Source organism: Nonomuraea sp. NPDC048916, from assembly GCF_040649575.1.
Classification (GTDB): domain Bacteria; phylum Actinomycetota; class Actinomycetes; order Streptosporangiales; family Streptosporangiaceae; genus Nonomuraea.
Genome location: NZ_JBEZFS010000023.1, coordinates 79,485 through 100,146, shown reverse-complemented (window position 1 = coordinate 100,146; position 20,662 = coordinate 79,485). Strand labels below are relative to the sequence as shown.

The window sequence follows — 20,662 nt, the reverse complement described above, 5'->3', positions numbered from 1 at the left end:
ACCGGCGAGGAAAGCGCACCTCCTCGCCGCGCCCACACGATCGGCCCCGGCGGACTCAGGGCTGATCGCGAAGGCGTTCGACCTTGATGCCGCGCAGCAGCAGCTCCGAGACGACGGCGGCGGCGAGCAGGCTGGCCAGCAGCGCGGCGCCGATGACGAGCGCGACCGGTTCGGGCGCCACCTCGTGCGGCAGCGGCGGGGTGACGGGCGGCTGCGCGAACTGGGGGACGCGTGACAGCGCGACCCTGGCCGCGAGCAGCCCGGCCGCCAGCCCGGCCAGCGTGCCGACCGCCATCGTGAGGACCTGTTCCAGGAGCAGGGAGGAGCGCAGCGCCGCCACCCGCGCGCCGGACGCCTCCAGCGCGGCCAGTTCGTAGCCGCGCCGCCGGGCGGCCGTGTGCAGCGCGAGCACGGTCCTGCCGAGCGCCAGCACGGCCGCGGCCAGCGCGGACACCAGCAGCAGCATGAGCGCCAGCCCCGGCCCCTCGCCGGCGTAGCTCGCCACCAGGTCGTCCATATGGCGCGCCGACACGACGGTGATGCCCTGCTCGCGCAGCGCCCGCTCCAGCGCGGTGGTGTCGGTCGCGGTCGTCCAGACCTCGTACGTGGCCTTGGGGTGCACGCCGTAGGCGATCCGGTCGGCCTCCTCCAGGTCCACCAGGACGCCGTGGGCGTCGAGGCCGGGAGCCGCGGCGGCGGCGGCGACCTGCTTGGCCGGGACGGCGAATGCCTGGTCGAGCCCGGGGAGCAGCCGCCTCCCGACCGGGCCGACGACGATGGCCGGGATCTCGGCGCCGTACGTGGCCGGGCGGAGCGTCTGGTTGCCGATCGTCGAGATGGTGAAGCGGCCGTCGTTCTCGTCCGGATCGTCGTCCACGCGCCAGGTGGGGGTGTCCAGGGTGTTCCAGACGCCGGCGTCGCGCACCGCGAGCCCGGTGACCTTGACGGGGAGGAAGGGCGTCGTCTCCAGGTTCTGCGGGCCGATCAGCTCGCCGTGCACGGCCCGCAGCTCGCAGGCCGCCCGCGCGCAGGCGGGAGGCAGATTCCAGGCGTAGTCGCCGCCCTCGTCGCCGCGTAGCTGCCCGAGCGGGATCGCCACCGGCTGCGGGCCGCCGGGGATCCGGAGGGTGACGAGCAGCCGTGCGGTGTAGGACTTGGGCGGCGGACCGTGGCTGAGGCTGAGCCGGAACCTGTCGCCCCGCACCCACACCCGGGGCGTCCGCGGCCCGCTCAGCCCCGCGGCGGCCTTGGCCAGCGACGTGCCGCCGGCCAGCTCGGGCTGCCAGTGGCCGACCATCGCCAGCCGTACGGGATCGGTGGCGACCAGTTGCGGCGGGCCGGGCAGTTTGATCACCGGGGCGGCCAGGGTGGCGGCCGGGTCGATCTCGTCGAGGGCGGCGGCCAGCGCGCGGGGTTCCACCGGCTGGATGGTCAGGGCGGTGGCGGCGCCGTTGTGGAACGCGGCGACCGCGCGATAGTCGCCCTGCGTGGCCGTCCAGGCCGACACGGCGAAGGTGGCCAGCCCGAACGCGGTGCCGAGCACGATCACGCTGCCCGCGGTGACCGGCCCTCTGGCGACCTGCCGCAGCGCGAGGAACGGCCCGATCCCGCCGTGCCGCCTGGTCACCGGGAACAGCCGCCCGCTCAGCACCGGCAGCGCCCGGCCGGCCAGCAACGCCACCCCGAGGGCCATCAGCCCGGGCACGGCCAGCGCGCTCGAACTCTGGCCGGACACGTCCGTGATCACTCCGGTGGCCAGCAGCTCGACCAGGCCGATGGCGGTGACCGCGAGCACGACGGCGTCGAGCACCCAGCCGCGGGCGCTCCTACGCGGCGTGCGCCGCCACTCCTCGATGATCGGCCGCGTCGCCGTACGGTAGGCCGCGAGGGCGGCGGCGAGCACGCCGCCCAGCGTGGCCGCCGCGCCCGCCCACAGCGCCTCCGGCGGGATGTCGACCGGGATGCCCGCGGGCAGCAGGGCGCCGACCATCAGGCCGGCCGCGCCGCGCCCCAGAGCGAGGCCCAGAGGGACCGCCGCGGCCAGCACCAGCAGCGGCTCCGCCAGCGCGAACAACCAGACCCGGATCCTGCCGTGCCCGCGCAGCCTGGCCAGCGCGATCTCCGGGGCTCGCGCTCTGACCAGGTCGCCCACGGTCTGGAACAGCAGCAGCCAGCCCAGCCCGACCAGCTGCGCGATGACCAGCAGCGTCGGCACGCCGAGCGAGCCGGTCTGCGTGGTGATCGCCTTCAGCGTGTCGGCCAGGTAGGAGAAGACGATGGCGTCGGAGTCGCGGCCGACCGCCTCGGCGGTGGCCTGCATGCGCGTCAGCGTGCCGACGTCGGAGCCGGTCAGCCGCCGCGGATCGAGGTAGACGATGCCGTAGTCGGTCCAGCCCTCGCCTTTGGCGTTGCCGGCATTGATGGCGTAGGTGTCGTAACGGGTCTGCGGCACGGTGAACAGCGGGTCGGTCCGCTCGCCGCCCGGTTCGCCGCCGGTGTCGAACAACGTCCGGCCGAACCAGAACGGGTCGGCGGCCGAGATCGGCTCGTAGAGGCCGACCACCTGGAGCGGCGCGGGCACGAACGTGATGCCGCCGGGCTGGGTGGTGACGATGGACGACAGCAGGATCTCGTCGCCCACCTTGAAGCCGGACGTCCGGCTGGCCATCAGCTCCTTCGTCGCGGTGGGGCAGCGGCCCGCGACCCGCTTCAGGTGCTCACACTGGCCGCCCTGCCACATGATCGGGTAGCTGAGCTTGTCTCCCGGCCGGCCGCTGTTGGTCTCCATGCCGAAGATGGGCGGGGCGGTGAGGTCCGTGCCCGCCGTGAACGCGGCCAGCCGGGCCGGCAGGTCGCCGCGGGTGGTCGTGTAGCGCCAGCCGCGCCCCTCGACGGGCGCCGAGGCGATCGCGTCCCGGACGATCGTGGTGCGCGCGGCGGCCGAGTAGAGCGGCCCGACGGCGGCCGACGCGATCGGCACGATGGCGATGAGCAGCACGATGAGCGAAAGTGCCCGGCGCTCCCACAGACCGCGCAGGATCACGGGTCGGCCCTTCTGAGCGTCACGCCGTCCTCGATCGGCTCGATCCTGGCCATCGAGCCGGGCGGCAGCAGGTGGTGGTATTCGGGCGGCACCTGCACCGCGCCCTCCCGGCCCACGACCACGAAGTCCTCGCCGCGCCTGCCCTCCGCGCCGACCCGGCCGTCCCTGATGGTCACGGTACGGCTCAGCGCCTCGCCGACCGCGAGGTCGTGGGTGACCACCACGGCGGTCGTGCCGTCCCGCTCCGCGGCGCCCTTGATCAGGTCGATCACCCGCCCGCCCGAGGCGGTGTCGAGCTGGCTGGTGGGCTCGTCGGCCAGCAGCAGCCGGGGCGCGTTGGCCAGCGCGACGGCCACGGCCAGGCGCTGCTGCTCGCCGCCCGACATGCGCCCGGCCGGGCGCCCGTCCGCGCCGTCGAGCCCCACCCTGGCCAGCAGGTCGCGCACCCTGCGCCGGTCGGTCCTGACCGCGCGCTGGGCGAACGCCACGTTCTGCGCGGCCGTCAGGTAGCCGATCACGTTGCGCGCGGGGTTCTGCAGGACCATGCCGATGTGCGCGGCCCGCAGCCGGTCGAGCCTGCGCTGGTCGAGCCGGCCCACCTCGACGCCGTCGAGCCAGAGCCGCCCCGCGCTCGGCCGCAGCAGCCCGGCCAGCAGCCACAGCAGCGTCGACTTGCCCGCGCCCGACGGGCCGAGCAGCGCCACCGTCTCGCCCGGTTCGATCACCAGGTCCACGTCGCGCAGCGCGACGACCTCGACGTCCTGGGCCGTGTAGATCTGCACGATTCCGTCGCAGCGGACCGCGCTCACCGGAGCACCGCCTCCCGCAGCTCGATCACCCGGTCGCAGCGCTCGGCCACCTCGGGGTCGTGGGTGGCGATCACCAGCGTGGTGCCGCCGCCGGTCACCGCGAGCAGCTCGTCGAGCACGACCGCGCGGTGCGTGGCGTCCTGCTCGGCCGTGGGCTCGTCGGCCAGCAGCACCCGGGGGCGCAGCGCCAGCGCCCTGGCCACGGCCACGCGCTGCTGCTGGCCGCCGGACAGCTCCTCGACCAGGTGGCCGGCGAACCTGGCCACCCGCAGCCGCTCCAGCGCCTCGGCCGCCACCTCCACGGCCCGCTTCGGAGCGTGACCGGCGGCCCGCAGCGTCACCTCGACGTTCTCGGCCGCCGTGAGCAGGCTCAGCAGGCCGTACGACTGGAAGACCAGCGCCAGCTCGGCGCGCAGGCCGGGCTGCTCGTCCAGCGGCACGCCGCGGACCAGGACCCGGCCGGACGCCGGCGGGAGCAGCCCGGCCAGCGTGGTGAGCAGCGTCGTCTTGCCCGACCCCGATGGGCCCATCAGCGCCACCCGCTCGCCCTCCGCCAGCTCCAGGGTGAGGCCCTCGATGATCGTCCGGCCGCCGGCGCGGCAACTCAGGGCTCGGCAGGAGAGCGCCGGTCCGATGATCATGCGCGGATCATCTACCAGCCCCGCTCTTGACGTCAACGGTCAATACGCTTGCAACTGCATTGCAAGTGAGACAAATAGCCTTAATCAGGTAAGCCGCGTGATTCCACTTGCCCGCTACAGGGGCATGGGCAAGCCGGAGGGGAATCCCGCGGCTCACCACGTTCCGGGGCCGGGCATCGACTTTGGTCTCTGTCGGCGGCCGGGGGGAGGCCGTAACCTCGGGACCCGTGAGCGAGCGGCGCGAGCACGAATACCACTGGGCGCTGCCCTCCGTCCTGCTGGGCGACGGTGGCGACGGGCCCCCGGCGCGGCGCTCGACCCGCGACTGGATCGTCGACGTCGTGATGTTCCTCGCCGCCTGCGGCCTCACCCTCCTGACCGCGTCCGAGCTGACCGGGGTGCCGCGCCCACTGGTGATCGTCGAGCAGGTCGCCGGCGTGCTGGCCTGCGCGGCGGTGTGGCTGCGCCGCAGGTGGCCGCTCGGGTTCGCGCTCGTCACCACCGCGCTCTCGTCCTGCCTGGCGCTGGTCGGCGGGGCCGCGGTCGTCGGCCTGTTCACGGTGGCCGTCCATCGGCCGTTCCGGATCTCGGGCCCGTTCGTTCTGTTCAGCCTGGTCGCGCTGGTGCCGTACGTGCTGCTCAGGCCCGATCCGGACCTCGGCCCGGCGGGGGAGCTGATCCTCGGGGTGGCCATCGTGCTGACCGTGTTCGCGTGGGGCATCGTGGTGCGGGCTAGGCGGCAGCTGGTGTGGTCGCTCCGGCAGCGCGCGATCATCGCGGCCGGGGAGGCCAGACGGCTGGAGCGCGAGCGGATCGCCAGGGAGATGCACGACGTGCTGGCGCACCGCATCTCGATGCTCAGCCTGCACGCGGGCGCCCTGGAGTTCCGGCCCGACGCCCCGGCCGAGGAGATCGCCCGGGCCGCGGGCGCGATCAGGGACAGCGCCCACCAGGCGCTGCAGGACCTGCGCGAGGTGATCGGCGTGCTGCGCCATCCCGCCTCCCCGCAGGACGACCCCGTGCCCGACCGGCCCCAGCCCACGCTCGCCGACCTGCCCGCGCTGGTCGAGGAGTGCCGGCGGGCGGGCATGGAGGTGTCGCTGTCGATGCCCGGGCCCGCGCCGCAGGAGGTGCCGCAGGGGCTCGGCCGCAACGCCTACCGCGTCGTGCAGGAGGCGCTCACCAACGCGCGCAAGCACGCGGGCGGGGCGCCGGTCGCCGTCACCGTGTCGGGCGCGCCCGGCGAGGGCCTGACCGTCGAGGTGCGCAACCCGCTCTGGGCCGGGCGGAGCTCGCGCATCCCCGGGGCCGGAGCCGGGCTGATCGGCCTGATCGAGCGGGTCGAGCTCGCGGGCGGGCGGCTGAAGTACGGCGCCGCGCCCGAGGGTGACTTCCGGCTGCGGGCCTGGTTACCGTGGACGCCATGACGATCAAGGTGCTCATCGTGGACGACGACGCGCTCGTGCGGGCCGGGCTGTCGATGATCCTCGGCGGGGCGGACGACATCGCGATCGTCGGCGAGGCGGACGACGGGGCGCGGGTGCCGCCGCTGGTGGCCGAGCACCGGCCCGACGTCGTGCTGATGGACATCCGGATGCCCGGCGTCGACGGCCTCACCGCGACCGAGAGGCTGCGGGCCACCAAGGCGCCGCCCGAGGTGCTGGTGCTCACCACGTTCCACGCCGACGCCCAGGTGCTGCGCGCCCTGCGGGCCGGGGCGGCGGGCTTCCTGCTCAAGGACATCCCGCCGGCCGAGCTGGTCGGGGCGATCCGGAGGGTGGCGGCGGGCGAGCCGATCCTGTCGCCGGCGGTGACGCGGCAGCTGATCGCGCATGTGTCCGAGGACGGCCCGGGCGGCCGCACCGACCGGGCGCGCGCCCTGCTCGCCCGGCTCAGCGAGCGGGAGCGGGAGGTGGCGCTGGCCGTCGGCCAGGGCAGGTCCAACGCGGAGATCGGCCGGGAGCTCTTCATGAGCGTGGCGACGGTCAAGGCGCACGTCTCGCGCATCCTCACCAAGCTGGCGCTGAACAACCGGGTGCAGATCGCGCTCCTGGTCTACGACGCTAGCCTCTGAGCATCCGCTCCAGCGTGGGCCGGTGCAGCACCAGGTCGTCGGGGTCGTCGGGCCGGGGCTGCTCGCCGAAGTGGACCCTGCGCTGCCATACGCGGGCCATGATGATGCCGTGCCTGAGAGCCGCGTACAGCTCGTAGAAGTCCATATTTTTAGGGATGTATCCGGTTAGCTCGCGATATTTCTGGCAAACGTCGTCGCGTTGCATGAAATCCGGAATTCCGGGCAACCCCATCGACTCGGTGAGGTCCTGGAAGAAGCGGTGCAGGAAGATCATCCATGCCAGGTCCAGCTCGCGCGGCCCCACCGCGGCCATCTCCCAGTCGAGCACCCCCACCGGCGTGAAGTCGTCGTAGACCACGTTCCCGATCCGCGCGTCACCCCAGCCGAGCACGTCCGGCCCCGGATCGGCCGGCCAGTGCGCCTCCAGCCAGTCGAACGCCCGCTCCAGCAGCGGGATGGGCCGCTCGCCGTGCGCCCACGCGTAGTAGGCGCGCTGCGCGTCCACGTGCTCGCGCAGCCCGCCCCCGCCGAGCGCGCCGAGCACCCCCAGGTCGTCCGCGGTGAACGCCGCGTCGTGCAGCGACGCCACGATCCCCACCGTCGCGTCCTGCAACGCGCGCCTGCGCTCGGGCGCGGCGTCCAGCAGCCAGCCCTCGAACGTGTACGGCATGACGTCCGGCGGCACCTCGCCGTCCAGGCGTTCCATGACGAAGAACGGCGTGCCGAGCGGCGCCGGATCCGGCTCGAACCAGAGTGTCCGCGGGGCCGGGATCCCGGCCTTCTCCCTGGCCAGGCGCATGACCTCGAACTGGGCGCGCAGATCGTACGAGGGGAAGACGGGCACCGCCTCGGCCGCCGGCGCCAGCCTGGCCACGAAGCGGTCGTGCCGCCCCCGGTGGGAGGCGGTGAAGAAGAGCGTCTCGCTGGACATGCCGTTGCTCGACGGCCTCGACAGCTCGGAGACGACGACCGGGCCCCCGGTTCGCGCGCGGAGCCAGACTCCCATCCGGTGACGGAGTTCGTCGAGGTCACGGGTGGACGTGCGCATCTCCTTCGTCACGGCGGGGCCTCCTTGGTGAACACCGGTCCAGGTTCGAGTCGTATACCTCAACCAAGCGCTTGTCCATACAGGGGTGGCCGTTACGGTCAGGTACCCGGCAGCCGTACCCTTGTCTGAAAGGGCATGTCACGAAGGGACAGAGGATGAGTTCAGCGGGTGAAGGCCTGTCTCGCCCGCTTCCCGAGCAGGTGCGGCTCAATGTAGTCGACCTGGCGGCCCAAGTTCTCGGTTCGATGCCCCCTGCCTCCGTGCCGCTGCCGTTGCGCGGCATCGCCAAATTCGACCCCCGTAAACGCGCCAAACTGGGCAGCGCTCCCATCGCCGCCCAGTTGGAGAACGACAAGGAGTTCCGCGAGGCGGTCGCCGAGTCGGTGACCGCCGGCTGGCCGGAGCTCGTCGCCTCGCTGGCCGAGGGCAGCGTGCCGCCCGCCGCCGACCCCGTGCTGGTGGCCGCCACCGCCTACCTGACGCGCCCGCCCGGCTGGGCGGAGATCGTCGAGGCGGCGCGGGCCGACCTGGAGCAGTCCGCGGTCGCGGCCGAGGGCTCCGAGCGCGAGGAGGTCGTGTCCCGGCTGCGCGAGCAGTTGCTCGCCCAGAAGAGCGCGGCCAAGGAGGAGTCCGATCGGCTGCGCGAGCAGATCAAGATCGCCCGAGTGGAGAATTCCGACCTGCGCCGCAAGCTCCACGACGCCCGCGAGCGGGCCAAGGCCGCCGTGCGGCGGGCCGAGGAGATGGAGCAGGCGGCCGAGGAGGCGAGGTCGGCCGCCTCGGCGGCGGGCAGCGCGGGGGAGTCCGAGCTGCGCCGGCTGCGCGAGCGCCTGGCCGACGTGGAGAAACAGCTCGAGGCCTCGCGCCGGGCCGCCCGCGAGGGCAGGAGCATCGAGGACGCGCGCGTCAGGGTGCTGCTCGACGCGCTGCAGGACGCCTCGGCCGGGCTGCGCAGGGAGCTGGCCCTGCCCACCACGATCAGCAGGCCCGCCGACTCGGTCGCGGGCGTCGCGGGCGAGCGTCCCGGTGTGCGCGGGGTTCCCGCCCGTGCGCTGTCCGACGACGACCCGCAACTGCTCGACCAGTTGCTCGGGCTGCCGCAGGTGCATGTGATCATCGACGGCTACAACGTGACCAAGTCCGGCTACGGCACGCTCACGCTGGCCGACCAGCGCAACCGCCTCATGACCGGCCTCGGCGGGCTGGTCGCGCAGACCCGGGTCGAGGTGACCGTGGTCTTCGACGGCGCCGAGCTCAACGCGCCGGTCCAGGTGGTGGCGCCGCGCGGGGTGCGGGTGCTGTTCAGCGCGCCCGGCGAGATCGCCGACGACCTGATCCGCCAGCTCGTCCGCGCCGAGCCGCCCGGACGGGCCATCGCCGTGGTCTCCTCCGACCGCGAGGTGGCCGAGTCCGTCCGCCGGATGGGAGCCAGACCGGTTCCGGCGAACGTGCTGCTGCGCCGGCTCGGCCGCGCGTAGATTACGAATCTGACGTTTAGGTGAGTTCACACCCACCACTTCTGTACTATTTCGCCCCAGGGTGAGTCCTTGGAGGCGACGCTGTGAGGTTAGGCCGGGTGCCGGTGGCCGCGGGTTTCGCGATCGGGCTGCTGTTGTCTCCCACGAGTGGAGCGCTCGCCGATCCCCGGCCCACGATCGCGCAGGCGAAGGCCAAGCTCGAGAAGCTCAACGACAAGGCCGACAAGGTCGTCGACCGCTACAACACCGCGACCGAGAAGCACAAGCACGCCAAGGCGCGCTACACCGAGCTCGACACCGGTTACAAGCGCAAGCTCGCCACGGTCGCCGAGCTGCGCTCGCAGGTGATCTCGATGGCCGTCGACACCTACAAGCTGGGCGGTGACGTCACCTCCTGGCCCGCCATGGTCGGCGCCGACAACCCCACCTACCTGCTGGGCGGCATGGCCCTGGCCGGGCAGCTGTCGCAGGAGCGGGCGCAGAAGCTCGCGGCCTTCGACAGGGAGAACCGCGGCCTCAAGGCCGAGCGCGACAAGGCCGAGGGCGCCCTGGCCGCGGCCGACAAGGAACGCGACGTGGTCCAGAAGGAACGCGCCGAGGTGCTCAGGCTCATCGCCCAGCAGCGCAAGCTGCTCGACAGGCTGGGCGCCTACAAGGCAGGCGACCCCAACAGCACCGGCATCAAGTACACCGGCCCCGCCTCGGGCAACGCGGCCGCCGTGCTCAGGTTCGCCTACGCGCAGGTCGGCAAGCCGTACGTGTTCGGCGGCACCGGCCCGCGCGGCTACGACTGCTCGGGGCTGACCCAGGCCTCCTGGCGCGCGGGCGGCGTCACGCTGCCGCGCACCACCTGGCAGCAGTGGTCGTGGGGCGCCAGCCGGAAGGTCTCCCTGGACGACCTGCAGCCCGGCGACCTGATCTTCAGCGAGGGCCTGGGACACGTCAGCATCTACGCGGGCAACGGGCAGATCGTCCACGCCCCGCAGACGGGCGACGTGGTGAAGGTCTCCACCCTCTCCGGCTACGGCCGCCGCCTCGTGGGCGCCGTACGGCCCTGAGAGCCGCTCAGCGCGCGAGCAGGGCGACGGAGCGGCCGGCACTTCCCGCCACCGGCGGGACAGGGCGTGATCGACGACGTAAGGCGCGAGCCGTACCTGTCCCGCTATCTCGGCGGCCTCGGCGGCAGCCTGACGTCCGACATCGGGGAGATCGCCGGAGAGCTGTGGCGGATCGACCGGGAGCGGATCGCGGCCGGGACGCTCCAGCCGACGGGGTTCAAGGTGGCAGCGGGACAGAAGTGACAATTGGGACCTGACACGCGAGGGCTTCGTCAAGTGTGAGAAGGGTCACATTCTCATAACGGAACCCCCCGGTTAACAGGGGCTCGTCACCTTACTGACCCCTTTGTCGGATCTTTACACGTTGACTCCGTCTTTGCTTGTTCGTGACAAACCGGCGTAGGTTCTGGCGTCGCGGCGAGCACGCCATGTTCGCCGCCCACCGACATCGGTCCTCCGATGTGGACGAGATAAAAGATCCGCCGGTCACCGCTCGCCTCGGACTCGTGGCCGGTGACCTGCCGAATCCGTGCAGCCAGGAGGCACGGAACCGGGGACCCATCGATCCCTCCCGTGGGATCAGGGGTGAATCGGCGCGCATCGCGCCGTAGGGCGACTTCCAGGCCCGAATCCGTCAGCTAACCCGGTAGGCGTTCGTGGAAGATTCAAGGAGAAATCCTGTCTACCTCGCAAAACCCCCGTCTGTCCCGCCTTGCCCTGAGTGGTGTGGCACTCACGATGACCGTGACGGCCGGAGGTCTGGCGCACCCCGCCCAGGCCCAGGCGGCGACGACGAGCGGCTCGGCCCCATCTTCCGCGACGACCACGGTGACGTCTCCGACGACGTCCACCGTGACATCCACCATGACGTCCCCGGTGACGTCCACCGTGACCTCCACGGTGCGGACGGCCGCCGGGTCGGCGGCCGTCAAGTCGGTGAAGGGAAAGGCCACCGCGAAGAGATCGAAGGTCGCACGGCAACTGGCGAAGGCCCGCGCGGCCGTCGCCGTGGCCAAGGACCAGCTCGGTGACCCCTACCGGTACGGTGCCACCGGACCGGGTTCGTTCGACTGCTCCGGCCTCGTCCAGTACGCCTGGAGGAAGGCCGGGGTGAAGATCCCGCGCGTGACGAACAGCCAGTACGCACGCATCAGCAAGAAGGTCTCCTGGAAGAACCTCCGGCCGGGAGACCTGATGTTCTTTCGCGGGCTCGGCCACGTGGGCATGTTCGTCGGCAACGGCAAGATGATCCATTCGCCGAGGACCGGCCTCACGGTTCGCATCGAGAAGGTCAGCGGGTGGCGCAAGTCGTCGTTCGTGGGCGCGGTACGTCCCGGGGTGTGACCTCGTCACGAGAGCCCCGTCCCCTCCGGGACGGGGCTCTCGCGTGCCCGGGCCGACTACCATCGGTCAACGTGTCCGCGCAGGTGAGCCGTCGAGCCGTGCTGGCGGCCCTGCTGCTCCTCGCGCTGCCGTCCGCGGCCGGGCCGCTCGGCCCCACGTCCGCCGTGCCGTCCGCCGCCTCCGCCGGTCTCCCGGTGACCCCGTCCGGACCCGTCACACCCTCCCCGGGTCGCTCGCATCCCGGGATGATCATGTCCTCGTCCGAGGGCCTGCCGCCCGAGGCGCGGGGGATCTGGCCCGGCGCGCGCGTCTCGCGCGGCGTGCGCGCGGTCGTCGCCGGGCATCCCGGCGCCGACCGCGAGCTGCTCGGTGACCTGGCCCGCCGGGCCGACCTGGCCGGCGAGCGGGTCGCGGCGGTGCTCGGGCAGCCGGTGCGTCCTGTCGTGCTGGTGCCCGGCTCGGCGGGGGAGGCGGCGCGGCTGGCCGGGGTCGCCGGGGTGGACGGGCTGGCGGCCGTGGCGGACGCGGGCCGGGTGATCGTGGTGCCGGAGAACTTCGCCCGGCTCACCCCGACCGGCCGCGACGTCGTCCTGGCGCACGAGCTCACCCACGTCGCCGCGGGCACCGAGGGGCTGCCCGCCTGGCTGTACGAGGGATTCGCCGACTACGTCGGCTACCGCGACGCGGGGCTGGCCGTGCCGGTGGCCGCCGCGGAGCTGGCCGCCGAGGTGCGGGCCGGGCGGCCGCCCCGCGAACTTCCCGGGCCGGCGGCGTTCGCGCCCACGGACGACACCGAGCGCCTGGCCCGCTCTTACCAGGAGGCGTGGCTGGCGTGTCGCTTCCTGGCCGAGCGGTCCGGCGAAGGGACTCTGGTGAGGCTCTACCGTGATGCCCAGAGGGCAGGAGTCGACCGGGCGCTGGCCTCGGCGGGGCTCTCGGTCGGCACGTTGACGGCACAGTGGCGCGCGTACGTGCGCCGGCAACTGGCGTAAGGGGACGCGCGCATGGACGATCGGCAGGACGCCAAGGACGCCAGGGACGCCAAGGACGCCAGGGACGCCAAGGACACCAGGGACCACACCAAGGACACCAGGGACACCAGGGACACTAGGGACACCAAGGACACTAGGGACACCAGGGGCGCGCCGGGCGGGCCGGGCGGGCCGGCGGGCTCCACCGCCACCCCGTCCGAGCCCGAGGGCGCGCCGTGCGAGAACCCCGGGCCGGCAGGAGAGGACGGCGACGGAGAGAGGCGGCGGCTGCGGTGGGAGGCGGGCGCGGCGCTGGCCGTGCTCGGCGCCGCCATCGTGGCCGTCGTGGCGTTCACCACTCCGTGGCAGGCCCTGCCGGCCGGTGCTCCGGACGTGGCGCCCGACCCGGCGCGCGACTTCAGCGCCGCCCAGATCGCCCGGGCGGCCGCGTTCGACGCCGCCATCAGTGCGCCGAGCTACCTGTCCTACGGGCTCGGCTTCCTGTTCGCCGGCCTGCTGGTGCTCACGCCGCTCGGCGCGAGGCTGCTCGGGAGGCTCAGGGGGCCGTGGTGGCTGCGGGTGGTCCTGGGCGTGCTGCTGCTCACCGCGCTCGTGGAGGCCGTACGGTGGCCGCTCGGGATGTGGTTCGAGGTCCGGCTGCGTGACTACGGCCTGTCCACGCAGGACTGGGCGGCGTGGACCGGCGACCGGCTCAAGGGCATGGGCGTGAACATCGTGCTGCTGTCCGTCATGGTGCTGGCCGTGGTGGCGCTGGCGCGCAGGATGAGGCGCTGGTGGATCCCGGCCGCGGCTGGAGCGTTCGCGCTGACGGTGGCCGCCTCGTTCGTCTACCCCGTGGTGTTCGAGCCGCTCTTCAACGACTTCCACTCCATGCCCGCCGGCTCCCTGCGCACCAACCTGCTGGCCATGGCCGAACGCGACGGCGTGCCGGTCGAGGACGTGCTGGTCGCCGACGCCTCGCGCCGCACGACCGCGCTGAACGCCTACGTCTCCGGGTTCGGCGCCACGCGCCGGATCGTGGTCTACGACACGCTGCTCAAGGCCCCGCAGGCCGAGGTGGAGCTGGTCGCCGCGCACGAGCTGGGGCACGCCGAGCACCGCGACGTGCTCAACGGCACGCTCATCGGCGGGCTGGCCGCCGCCTTCGGCGCGGGGCTGCTCTTCCTGGCCTTCGACCTGGTACGCCGGCGCACCAAGGCCGGCTCGATGGCCGACCCGAAGGCGGTCGGCGTGATCCTGGGCCTGATGAGCCTGGCCGGCCTGCTGTCCGGCCCCGCCCAGAACGCCATCAGCCGCCACGTCGAGGCCCGGGCCGACGTGCACGCCCTGGACCTGACGAGGGATCCGGCCACGTTCGTCGCGATGCAGAGACGCCTGGCGATCACCAACATCTCCGACCTGTCACCGGATGCCGTGGAGTACGTGCTCTACGCCTCCCATCCCTCCACCCCCGAGCGCATCGCCCTGGCCCGCGCCTGGGCCGGGCTGAACGGCGTCCCGGCGCCGTGACCGGCGTGGTCATCGTCACGAACGACTTCCCGCCCAGGCCGGGCGGCATCCAGTCGTTCGTCCACGGCCTCGCCCTGCGCACCCCCGGCGTGGCCGTCTACGCCCCGGCCTGGCCGGGGTGCGCCGAGTTCGACCGCCGCCAGCCCTACCCTGTCGTCCGCCACGCCACCTCGCTCATGCTGCCCACCCCCGGCGTCGCCCGCAGGGCGGCCAGGCTCGTCGCCGAGCACGGAGCGGAGACCGTGGTGTTCGGCGCGGCGGCCCCGCTGGGGCTGCTCGCACCCCGGTTGCGTGCGGCGGGCGCGCGGCGGGTGGTGATGCTGACCCACGGCCACGAGGCCGCCTGGGCCGCGGCGCCGGGCTTCCGCGCGGCGCTGCGCCGGATCGGCGAGCACGCCGACGTGGTGACCTACCTCGGCGAATACACCCGCAGCCGGCTGGCGGCCGCGATCTCGCCGGGCAAGCTGGTGCGCCTGGCGCCCGGCGTGGACACCGGCCAGTTCCGTCCCGGCGCGCCCAGGGCCGAGCTGGGCCTCGGCGGGCGGCCGGTGGTGGCCTGCGTGTCCAGGCTGGTGCCGCGCAAGGGCCAGGACACCCTGATCAGAGCCTGGCCCGAGGTGCTGAAGTCGGTGCCCGACGCGGTTCTGCTGCTCGTGGGCGGCGGTCCCTACCTCGGCAGGCTGCGCAGGCTGGCGGGCGGGCACGAGTCGATCCGCTTCACCGGCACCGTTCCGGCGGCCAGCCTGCCCGGCCACTACGCCGCGGCCGACGTGTTCGCCATGCCGTGCCGCACCAGGATGGGCGGGGTCGACGTCGAGGGGCTGGGCATCGTGTTCCTGGAGGCGTCGGCGACCGGCCTGCCGGTCGTCGCGGGCGCCTCGGGCGGCGCCCCCGACGCCGTGCGCCACGGCGAGACCGGCCTCGTCGTCGACGGCACCGACGTGGGCGAGGTCGCCGCGGCGCTGGTCGAGCTGCTCGGCGACCCCGAACGGGCGCGCAAGATGGGCGCGGGCGGCCGCGACTGGATCGTCCGCGAGTGGACCTGGGACCTGGTCGCGGCCCGCTTCCGCGCGCTGCTCTGAGACGTCCCCTCCTAGCCCTTGGTGGAGCCGAGTGTGAGCCCGGCGACGAACTGCTTGTGCAGGAGCTGGAAGACGATCAGCGTCGGCAGCGCCACCAGCACCGACCCGGCAGCCAGCAGGTTGTAGTCGGTGAAGAACTGACCGCGCAGGTTGTTCAGCGCCGAGGTGATCGGCAGCTTGTCGCCCGAGGACATCAGCACCAGCGCCCACAGGAAGTCGTTGTACATCCAGGTGAACTGCAGCGTGGACAGCGCGGCCAGCACGGGACGGCACAGCGGCAGCGTCAGCTGCCAGTAGCGCCGCCACACGCTCGCCCCGTCGACCAGCGCCGCCTCGTTGATCTCCTCCGGGATCGTGCGCATGAAGTTCGCGATCACGAACACGCAGAAGCCGAACTGGAACGCCACGTGGACGAGGATCAGCCCGAGGTAGGAGTCGTACAGCGACTGGGAGTCCGACAGCCACCCGGGCAGCGGGACCATCGTGTAGAGCGTGTAGAGCGGGGTGAGTAGCGCCTGTGGCGGCAGCAGGTTGCCCGCGGTGAAGACGATCAGCAGCGCCTTGCGGCCGGGGATGCGCAGCCGTGCGATCGCGAACGCGGTGAACGACGCCAGCAGCAGCGTGATCAGCACGCCGGGCACCACGATGATGAGCGTGTTGAGGTAGTAGCGGGGCAGCTCCGCCTGGCTCCACGCCTGCCCGTAGTAGTCGAGGGTCAGGTGCTCGGGCAGCGAGAAGTAGCCCAGCCGGGCCGTCTCGTCGTACGGGCGCAGCGAGGCGTAGACCGCCAGCGCGAGTGGCATCAGCCAGCCCAGCGCCACCATGACGAGGAAGACGTGCAGCAGGATCCGCAGCGGCCGCACCGGGTGCCGCGCCGGCGCGGGCGGCTGCTGCGACGTCCTGGCCGGGACGGGCGCGGTGAGCGTCAACGTTCCTCCCTGAACAGCTGCGACAGGTAGGTCACGATGAACCCGAGCGAGATGGCGAGCAGGATCACCGCGATGGCCGAGCCGAACCCGATCCTGCTGGCCTCGCCCACGATGTTCTCGGTGACCAGCACGGACAGCAGCTCCAGCCCGTTCCTGCCCCGGTTGATGGCGTAGACGATGTCGAACGCGCGCAGCGCCTCGATCACCGTGATGACCAGCACGATCACGTTGATCGGCCGCAGTGTCGGGAACACCACCCGGAAGAACGTCTGCGACTCGCCGGCCCCGTCGATGGCCGCGGCCTCCTTCAGCGCGGGATCGACCGCCTTCAGCCCGGCCAGATAGATGATCATCACGTAGCCGACGTGCCGCCACCCGGCGGCCACCATGACCACCCAGATGTTGATCGACCGGTCGCCCAGCCAGTCGACGGTGAGCCCGGTGACGGCGTTGAGCACGCCGTAGTCGGAGGAGTAGACGAGCTGCGCGATGAACCCCACGACCGCGAGCGACAGCACGACCGGCATGTACAGCGCGCTCTGGTAGACCCGCGACAGCCGCAGCCGCCGGTCCAGGAGCACCGCGCAGAACAATCCGAACGGCGTCGCGATCAGCCCGAGGAAGCCCAGCCAGAGCAGGTTGTTGCGGACGGCCGACCAGAACGGCGGGTATTCGTCGGCCAGATCGGCGTAGTTCTGCCCGCCGATCCACTCGAGGGGCCCGATGCCGTTCCAGTCGGTGCCGGACAGGCCCACGCTGGCCAGCGTGGGCCCCCAGATGAGGCCCACGTTGACGACGATGGCCACCCCCAGCCCGATGACCAGGATGGTCACGTCGCGGCCGGAGTAGCGGCGGGTCTTGACTGCCATCAGCGGAAGATGTTGACCTTCTGCTTCTCGATGCTGGAGAGCAGCGAGTCGATCTCGTTGGGTTTGCCGACGAACGACTGCAGTGACGGGATCATCACGGTGGAGGCGAAGTCCGGCCGCGTGTCGCGGTCGAGGAACTGCGCGATGTGCGACGCCTTGGACACCAGCTCGGCTCCGCGCTTCTGCAGGGCGCTGTAGCCGGAGGTGTCGGCCTTGGAGCTGGCGGCCAGCGTGCCCGGGTCCAGCTTGGTGGCGATGTTCTGCGACGAGGCCTGGGCGAGGTGTGTGAGCAGCGCCTTGGCTCCCTCGACGTTCTTGGCCTTGGCCGAGATCATGTAGCCGTCGATGGGGGCGTCGATCGAGTCGGTGCCGTGGGCGGGGTTGATCTCGGGGAAGGTGAAGAAGTCGATGTCGTCACGCTCGCTCTCCGGGAACTGCTGGGCGACGAACATCCCGAGCAGGTACATGCCGGTCTTCTTCTGCTGCAGCGACTGCGCGGCCTCCTGCCAGGTGCGTCCCAGCGCCGCCGGCTGGTGGAACTCCATCAGCCCCCGCCAGGTGTCGAAGACCTGCCTGACCCGGGGGTCGGTCCACGTCTCCTTGCCGGCCATGAGCGAGATGTGGAAGTCGTAGCCGTTGGTCCGCATGTTGATGATGTCGAACGTGCCCATGGCGGGCCAGCCGTCCTTGTCGGCGAACGCGATCGGGATCAGCCCGTCTGCCTTCATCTTCCTGGCCAGCGCGGTGAACTCGTCCAGCGTCGCGGGTGGTTCGTAGCCCTTCTCCGCCCAGAGGCTCTTGCGGTAGAAGACCGCCCATGGGTAGTAGGTGAACGGCACGAAGTACTGCTTGCCGTCGCTGCCGGTGGAGGCGGCCTTGAAGGCGGGGGTGTAGTCGCCGCCGATCTCCCGCCACACGTCCGAGATGTCGGTCGTCAGCCCCTGTTCGGCGAAGAACTGCATCCGGTAGCCCGCGAACCAGGTGAACACGTCCTCCGGGGTGCCTCTGAGGTAGCGGTTGATGTTCTCCTGGAACGTGTTGTGGTCCACGGTGTTGATCTTCACCTGGGCGGAGGTGAAGCTCTCCAGCACCGTGGCGAGAGACTTCTTCGGCACCTCGTCGGAGGCGTTGGAGCCGATCGTGACGGTCCCCAGGCTGCTGCCGGAGGCTTGGCCCGGTGTGGCGGGCTGGCCGGAGCCGCAGCCGGCCAGGACGGCGGGCACGCCGAACGTGGCGGCCGCGCCGAGGAGTAAGTTGCGGCGGGAGAGGGGCATGCGTTGGTTCACGGTGGTTCCTCCTTGCCCGGACCCTCAAGTTCCCCCGAGTTCGCTCACCTTCATTCATCGAAAAGCCAACATTTCGCACTGTCAACGCACGATTTCATGACGAATCACTGGCAGCCGCCGCCAAGGCCCTGCACAACCCGCCACAACCGTTCAGGATTCACCATCGCCACGGACCCGTTCCCCAAGCTCAGCCTTGCCCTGCGGCGAGGGCGTGTCATGATTCCCCCAACGGCTGTCGGAAAGTGTTGGGATCTGGTGATGCGATGCTCGCCCCGCAGCGGCAGCAGGCCATTCTGGAGCTCGTCCGTCTGAACGGGGGTGTCAGGGTCGTCGACCTCGTGCGCGAGTTCGGCGTCTCCGACATCACCATCCGCCGCGACCTCGAGGCGCTCGCCGAGCGCGGGCTGCTGGCCAAGGTGCACGGCGGCGCCACGGTCATCGGCACCGGCTCCACCGACGAGCCCGGCTTCGCCGCGAAGTCGGTGCAGCAGGAGGACGAGAAACAGGCCATCGCGCGCCGCGCGACGAGCATGGTGCGGCCCGGCACCGCGGTGGCGCTCTCGGCCGGCACCACGACCTACACGCTCGCCCACCGGCTGGTCAACATGCCCGGCCTGACCGTCGTGACCAACTCGGTGCGGATCGGCGACGTCTTCCAGCACGCCGGCCGGCCGGACCAGACGGTCGTGCTCACCGGCGGCGTGCGCACCCCGTCCGACGCGCTCGTCGGCCCCGTCGCCGTGGCCGCGATCCGCCTGCTCAACGTGGACGTCCTGTTTCTCGGCGTGCACGGGATGACGGTCCGGGCCGGGTTCACCACGCCGAACATGATGGAGGCCGAGACCGACCGCGCCCTGGTCGAGGCGGCGAGCAGGCTCGTCGTGCTGGCCGACCACACCAAGTGGGGCACGGTCGGGATCAGCACCATCGCCCGGCTCGGCGAGGCCGACGTGCTCGTCTCCGACGCGGGCCTGCCCGATCCGGCCAGAAGCGTGCTGGCCGAGCACGTGGGCGAGCTGGTCATCGCCTGACCGGACCTCCCCGGGAGGCGGACGCACTTCGCCTGCAACCGCCGTCCGTCGTTAGGGTCCAAAACGATCTATCTCCATCTCGGTTGGCGGCCTGGCGGCAGCAAAAGCCACGTAGGCGTCTGCTCGACTGGGACGCGGTGCCGGCCCGCGACACCGGCGCGGTGCGCCGTGTCGCCCGCCCTGAGGGGCGCTGCGATGGCGCCGCCAGGGACACGTCTGGGTTCGGGGCCGGCTCGCGCGGGTGTCAGGCAGGCTGTTGCACCTCGATGGGGAGGTGGCGGGGTCCGCGCAGCATGGCGTTGTGCCGGTAGGGCGGCGGATCCTGGGCCAGAGTTGCGGTGCCGAGGCGGGGGATCAGCGCGCCGAGTGCGATGTGGGCTTCGATCCGGGCGAGCGGTGCGCCGTAGCACAGATGGATGCCGCTGCCGAAGCCGAGGTGCTGGTTGTCCGGGCGGGTGGGGTCGAACCGGTCGGGCTCATGGAACCGTTTGGGGTCGCGGTTGCCTGAGGCGAGCACGAGTACCAGGGACGCGCCTTTGGGGATCGTAAAGCCGGCGATCTCGATGTCGGCGAGAGGGATGCGCTCGCGCATGTGCACCGGGGGCTCGTAGCGCAGCAGTTCCTCCACCGCGCTGGGCAGCAGGCCGGGGTCACGGCGCAGCCGGTCGAGCTGGTCGGGGTAGCGCAGCAGGGTGAGTGCCCCGTTGGTGATCAGGTTGACCGTGGTCTCGTGTCCGGCGATGAGCAGCAGCACGGCGGTTTCCGCCAGTTCTCCGCGGGTGAGCCGCATGGCCGGGTCCGGTTCGTTGATGAAGGCGGAGAGCATGTCGTCACCGTGCTGGCCGCGGTGCTGCTCGGCGAGATCAATCAGGTACCGGCCCATCTCGATCCGGGCCTGTTGGCCCGCCCGGTCCCGCTCGGTGGTGTCCTCTCCCGGCCTGACGTCGGCGGACGCGACGACTGCGTCGGACCATTGCCGAAATAGCGGTTCGTCCTCGCGCGGGACGCCGAGCAGCCGGCAGATGACCGTGACGGGCAGCGGGTAGGCGAAGTCGTCGACGATGTCGATCCGGGGGCGGTCCCGGAGCGCCTCGATCAGTTCCTCGGTGAGTTCGGTGATCTGGCCGCGCATGGCGTCGATCCGGCCGGGGCTGTGCGGCGGGCCGAACGGTCGCATGGCCAGGGTGCGCAGCCTGTGGTGCTCGGGGTCGTCGAGCCGCAGGAAGGGCGGCTGCGGCGCCTCCTCGGACAGGCCGGGGGCTGGGGCCGCACGGCTACGGGGATCGGCACTGATCCGCGGGTCGTGGAGCAGGGCGGTGATCTCGTGGTAGGTGCCGACCAGGTAGCTGCCGTCTGCCTGCCGCACCACGGGACCGGCTTCGCGGAGTTCCGCGTACAGGGGGTAGGGGTTGGGGCGGTTGGCGTAGTCGGTGATCCGTTCCAGCAGAGTGTCGGCGGTCATGGTTCGG

At 72.0% G+C, this 20,662-nt stretch carries 17 protein-coding genes, 1 pseudogene and 1 riboswitch; of the genes and pseudogenes, 10 read left to right on the top strand and 8 right to left on the bottom strand.

Going from position 1 to position 20,662, the window contains the following annotated elements:
* Positions 1 to 55 precede the first annotated feature (55 nt).
* The 3 genes from AB0C16_RS24675 to AB0C16_RS24665 are packed head-to-tail and all read right to left on the bottom strand — an operon-like array spanning position 56 to position 4,493.
* Complete coding sequence (locus AB0C16_RS24675; RefSeq protein ID WP_357686262.1) at positions 56 to 3,043, bottom strand: FtsX-like permease family protein; 2,988 nt, start codon at positions 3,041 to 3,043, stop codon at positions 56 to 58.
* Positions 3,040 to 3,852 (bottom strand): ATP-binding cassette domain-containing protein, encoded by an 813-nt coding sequence (locus tag AB0C16_RS24670; RefSeq protein WP_357686261.1) that lies wholly within the window; start codon positions 3,850 to 3,852, stop codon positions 3,040 to 3,042. Before AB0C16_RS24670 ends, AB0C16_RS24675 begins: the two co-directional genes overlap by 4 nt.
* Entirely contained in the window at positions 3,849 to 4,493 is a 645-nt protein-coding gene (locus AB0C16_RS24665) for an ATP-binding cassette domain-containing protein (RefSeq protein WP_357686260.1), read from the bottom strand. The genes AB0C16_RS24670 and AB0C16_RS24665 overlap by 4 nt, the downstream gene beginning before the upstream one ends.
* Before the next feature lie 227 nt (positions 4,494 to 4,720).
* Between AB0C16_RS24665 and AB0C16_RS24660 the strand changes: the two genes are divergently transcribed.
* On the top strand, positions 4,721 to 5,920 hold the full coding sequence (locus AB0C16_RS24660; protein WP_357686259.1) for a histidine kinase: 1,200 nt from the start codon (positions 4,721 to 4,723) through the stop codon (positions 5,918 to 5,920).
* On the top strand, positions 5,917 to 6,567 hold the full coding sequence (locus AB0C16_RS24655) for a response regulator transcription factor (RefSeq protein ID WP_357686258.1): 651 nt from the start codon (positions 5,917 to 5,919) through the stop codon (positions 6,565 to 6,567). The genes AB0C16_RS24660 and AB0C16_RS24655 overlap by 4 nt, the downstream gene beginning before the upstream one ends.
* Here the strand turns inward: AB0C16_RS24655 and AB0C16_RS24650 are convergent.
* On the bottom strand, positions 6,557 to 7,627 hold the full coding sequence (locus tag AB0C16_RS24650) for a phosphotransferase family protein (protein WP_357686257.1): 1,071 nt from the start codon (positions 7,625 to 7,627) through the stop codon (positions 6,557 to 6,559). The two genes, AB0C16_RS24655 and AB0C16_RS24650, sit on opposite strands and share 11 nt — an antisense overlap.
* Positions 7,628 to 7,770: 143 nt before the next feature.
* Here AB0C16_RS24650 and AB0C16_RS24645 point away from each other — a divergent pair, with 143 nt between their 5' ends.
* The 7 genes from AB0C16_RS24645 to AB0C16_RS24615 all read left to right on the top strand — a co-directional run bounded on the left by AB0C16_RS24645 (position 7,771) and on the right by AB0C16_RS24615 (position 15,078).
* The gene (locus AB0C16_RS24645) at positions 7,771 to 9,093 is read left to right on the top strand and encodes an NYN domain-containing protein (protein ID WP_357686256.1); all 1,323 of its coding nucleotides are present in this window, start codon (positions 7,771 to 7,773) and stop codon (positions 9,091 to 9,093) included.
* An 83-nt stretch (positions 9,094 to 9,176) separates the two neighbouring features.
* A complete protein-coding gene (locus AB0C16_RS24640; RefSeq protein ID WP_357686255.1) occupies positions 9,177 to 10,151 on the top strand; it encodes a C40 family peptidase in 975 nt (324 codons plus the stop codon).
* A 66-nt stretch (positions 10,152 to 10,217) separates the two neighbouring features.
* On the top strand, positions 10,218 to 10,394 hold the full coding sequence (locus AB0C16_RS24635) for a hypothetical protein (protein WP_357686254.1): 177 nt from the start codon (positions 10,218 to 10,220) through the stop codon (positions 10,392 to 10,394).
* A gap of 266 nt (positions 10,395 to 10,660) precedes the next feature.
* A riboswitch (cyclic di-AMP (ydaO/yuaA leader) is annotated at positions 10,661 to 10,819 on the top strand.
* 58 nt (positions 10,820 to 10,877) lie between these two features.
* The gene (locus tag AB0C16_RS24630) at positions 10,878 to 11,495 is read left to right on the top strand and encodes a C40 family peptidase (RefSeq protein ID WP_357686253.1); all 618 of its coding nucleotides are present in this window, start codon (positions 10,878 to 10,880) and stop codon (positions 11,493 to 11,495) included.
* 71 nt (positions 11,496 to 11,566) lie between these two features.
* Positions 11,567 to 12,487 carry a hypothetical protein gene (locus AB0C16_RS24625; RefSeq protein WP_357686252.1) on the top strand — a complete coding sequence of 307 codons (921 nt, stop codon included), beginning with the start codon at positions 11,567 to 11,569 and terminating at the stop codon, positions 12,485 to 12,487.
* 12 nt (positions 12,488 to 12,499) lie between these two features.
* The gene (locus AB0C16_RS24620) at positions 12,500 to 13,996 is read left to right on the top strand and encodes a M48 family metallopeptidase (protein ID WP_357686251.1); all 1,497 of its coding nucleotides are present in this window, start codon (positions 12,500 to 12,502) and stop codon (positions 13,994 to 13,996) included.
* A complete protein-coding gene (locus AB0C16_RS24615; protein ID WP_357686250.1) occupies positions 13,993 to 15,078 on the top strand; it encodes a glycosyltransferase family 4 protein in 1,086 nt (361 codons plus the stop codon). The genes AB0C16_RS24620 and AB0C16_RS24615 overlap by 4 nt, the downstream gene beginning before the upstream one ends.
* Positions 15,079 to 15,089: 11 nt before the next feature.
* Here the strand turns inward: AB0C16_RS24615 and AB0C16_RS24610 are convergent, their stop codons facing one another.
* The 3 genes and pseudogenes from AB0C16_RS24610 to AB0C16_RS24600 all read right to left on the bottom strand — a co-directional run bounded on the left by AB0C16_RS24610 (position 15,090) and on the right by AB0C16_RS24600 (position 18,162).
* Positions 15,090 to 16,007, bottom strand: a complete 918-nt coding sequence (locus tag AB0C16_RS24610) for a carbohydrate ABC transporter permease (protein ID WP_357686249.1) — start codon at positions 16,005 to 16,007, stop codon at positions 15,090 to 15,092.
* Positions 16,004 to 16,831, bottom strand: a pseudogene (locus tag AB0C16_RS24605) (sugar ABC transporter permease); the annotation flags it as partial. The pseudogene AB0C16_RS24605 and the gene AB0C16_RS24610, both read right to left, overlap by 4 nt.
* Positions 16,832 to 16,875: 44 nt before the next feature.
* Entirely contained in the window at positions 16,876 to 18,162 is a 1,287-nt protein-coding gene (locus AB0C16_RS24600; protein ID WP_357686248.1) for an ABC transporter substrate-binding protein, read from the bottom strand.
* Between the two features lie 263 nt (positions 18,163 to 18,425).
* Between AB0C16_RS24600 and AB0C16_RS24595 the strand changes: the two genes are divergently transcribed.
* A complete protein-coding gene (locus AB0C16_RS24595) occupies positions 18,426 to 19,193 on the top strand; it encodes a DeoR/GlpR family DNA-binding transcription regulator (protein ID WP_357686247.1) in 768 nt (255 codons plus the stop codon).
* Between the two features lie 244 nt (positions 19,194 to 19,437).
* Here the strand turns inward: AB0C16_RS24595 and AB0C16_RS24590 are convergent, their stop codons facing one another.
* Entirely contained in the window at positions 19,438 to 20,655 is a 1,218-nt protein-coding gene (locus AB0C16_RS24590; protein ID WP_357686246.1) for a cytochrome P450, read from the bottom strand.
* Positions 20,656 to 20,662 lie beyond the last annotated feature (7 nt).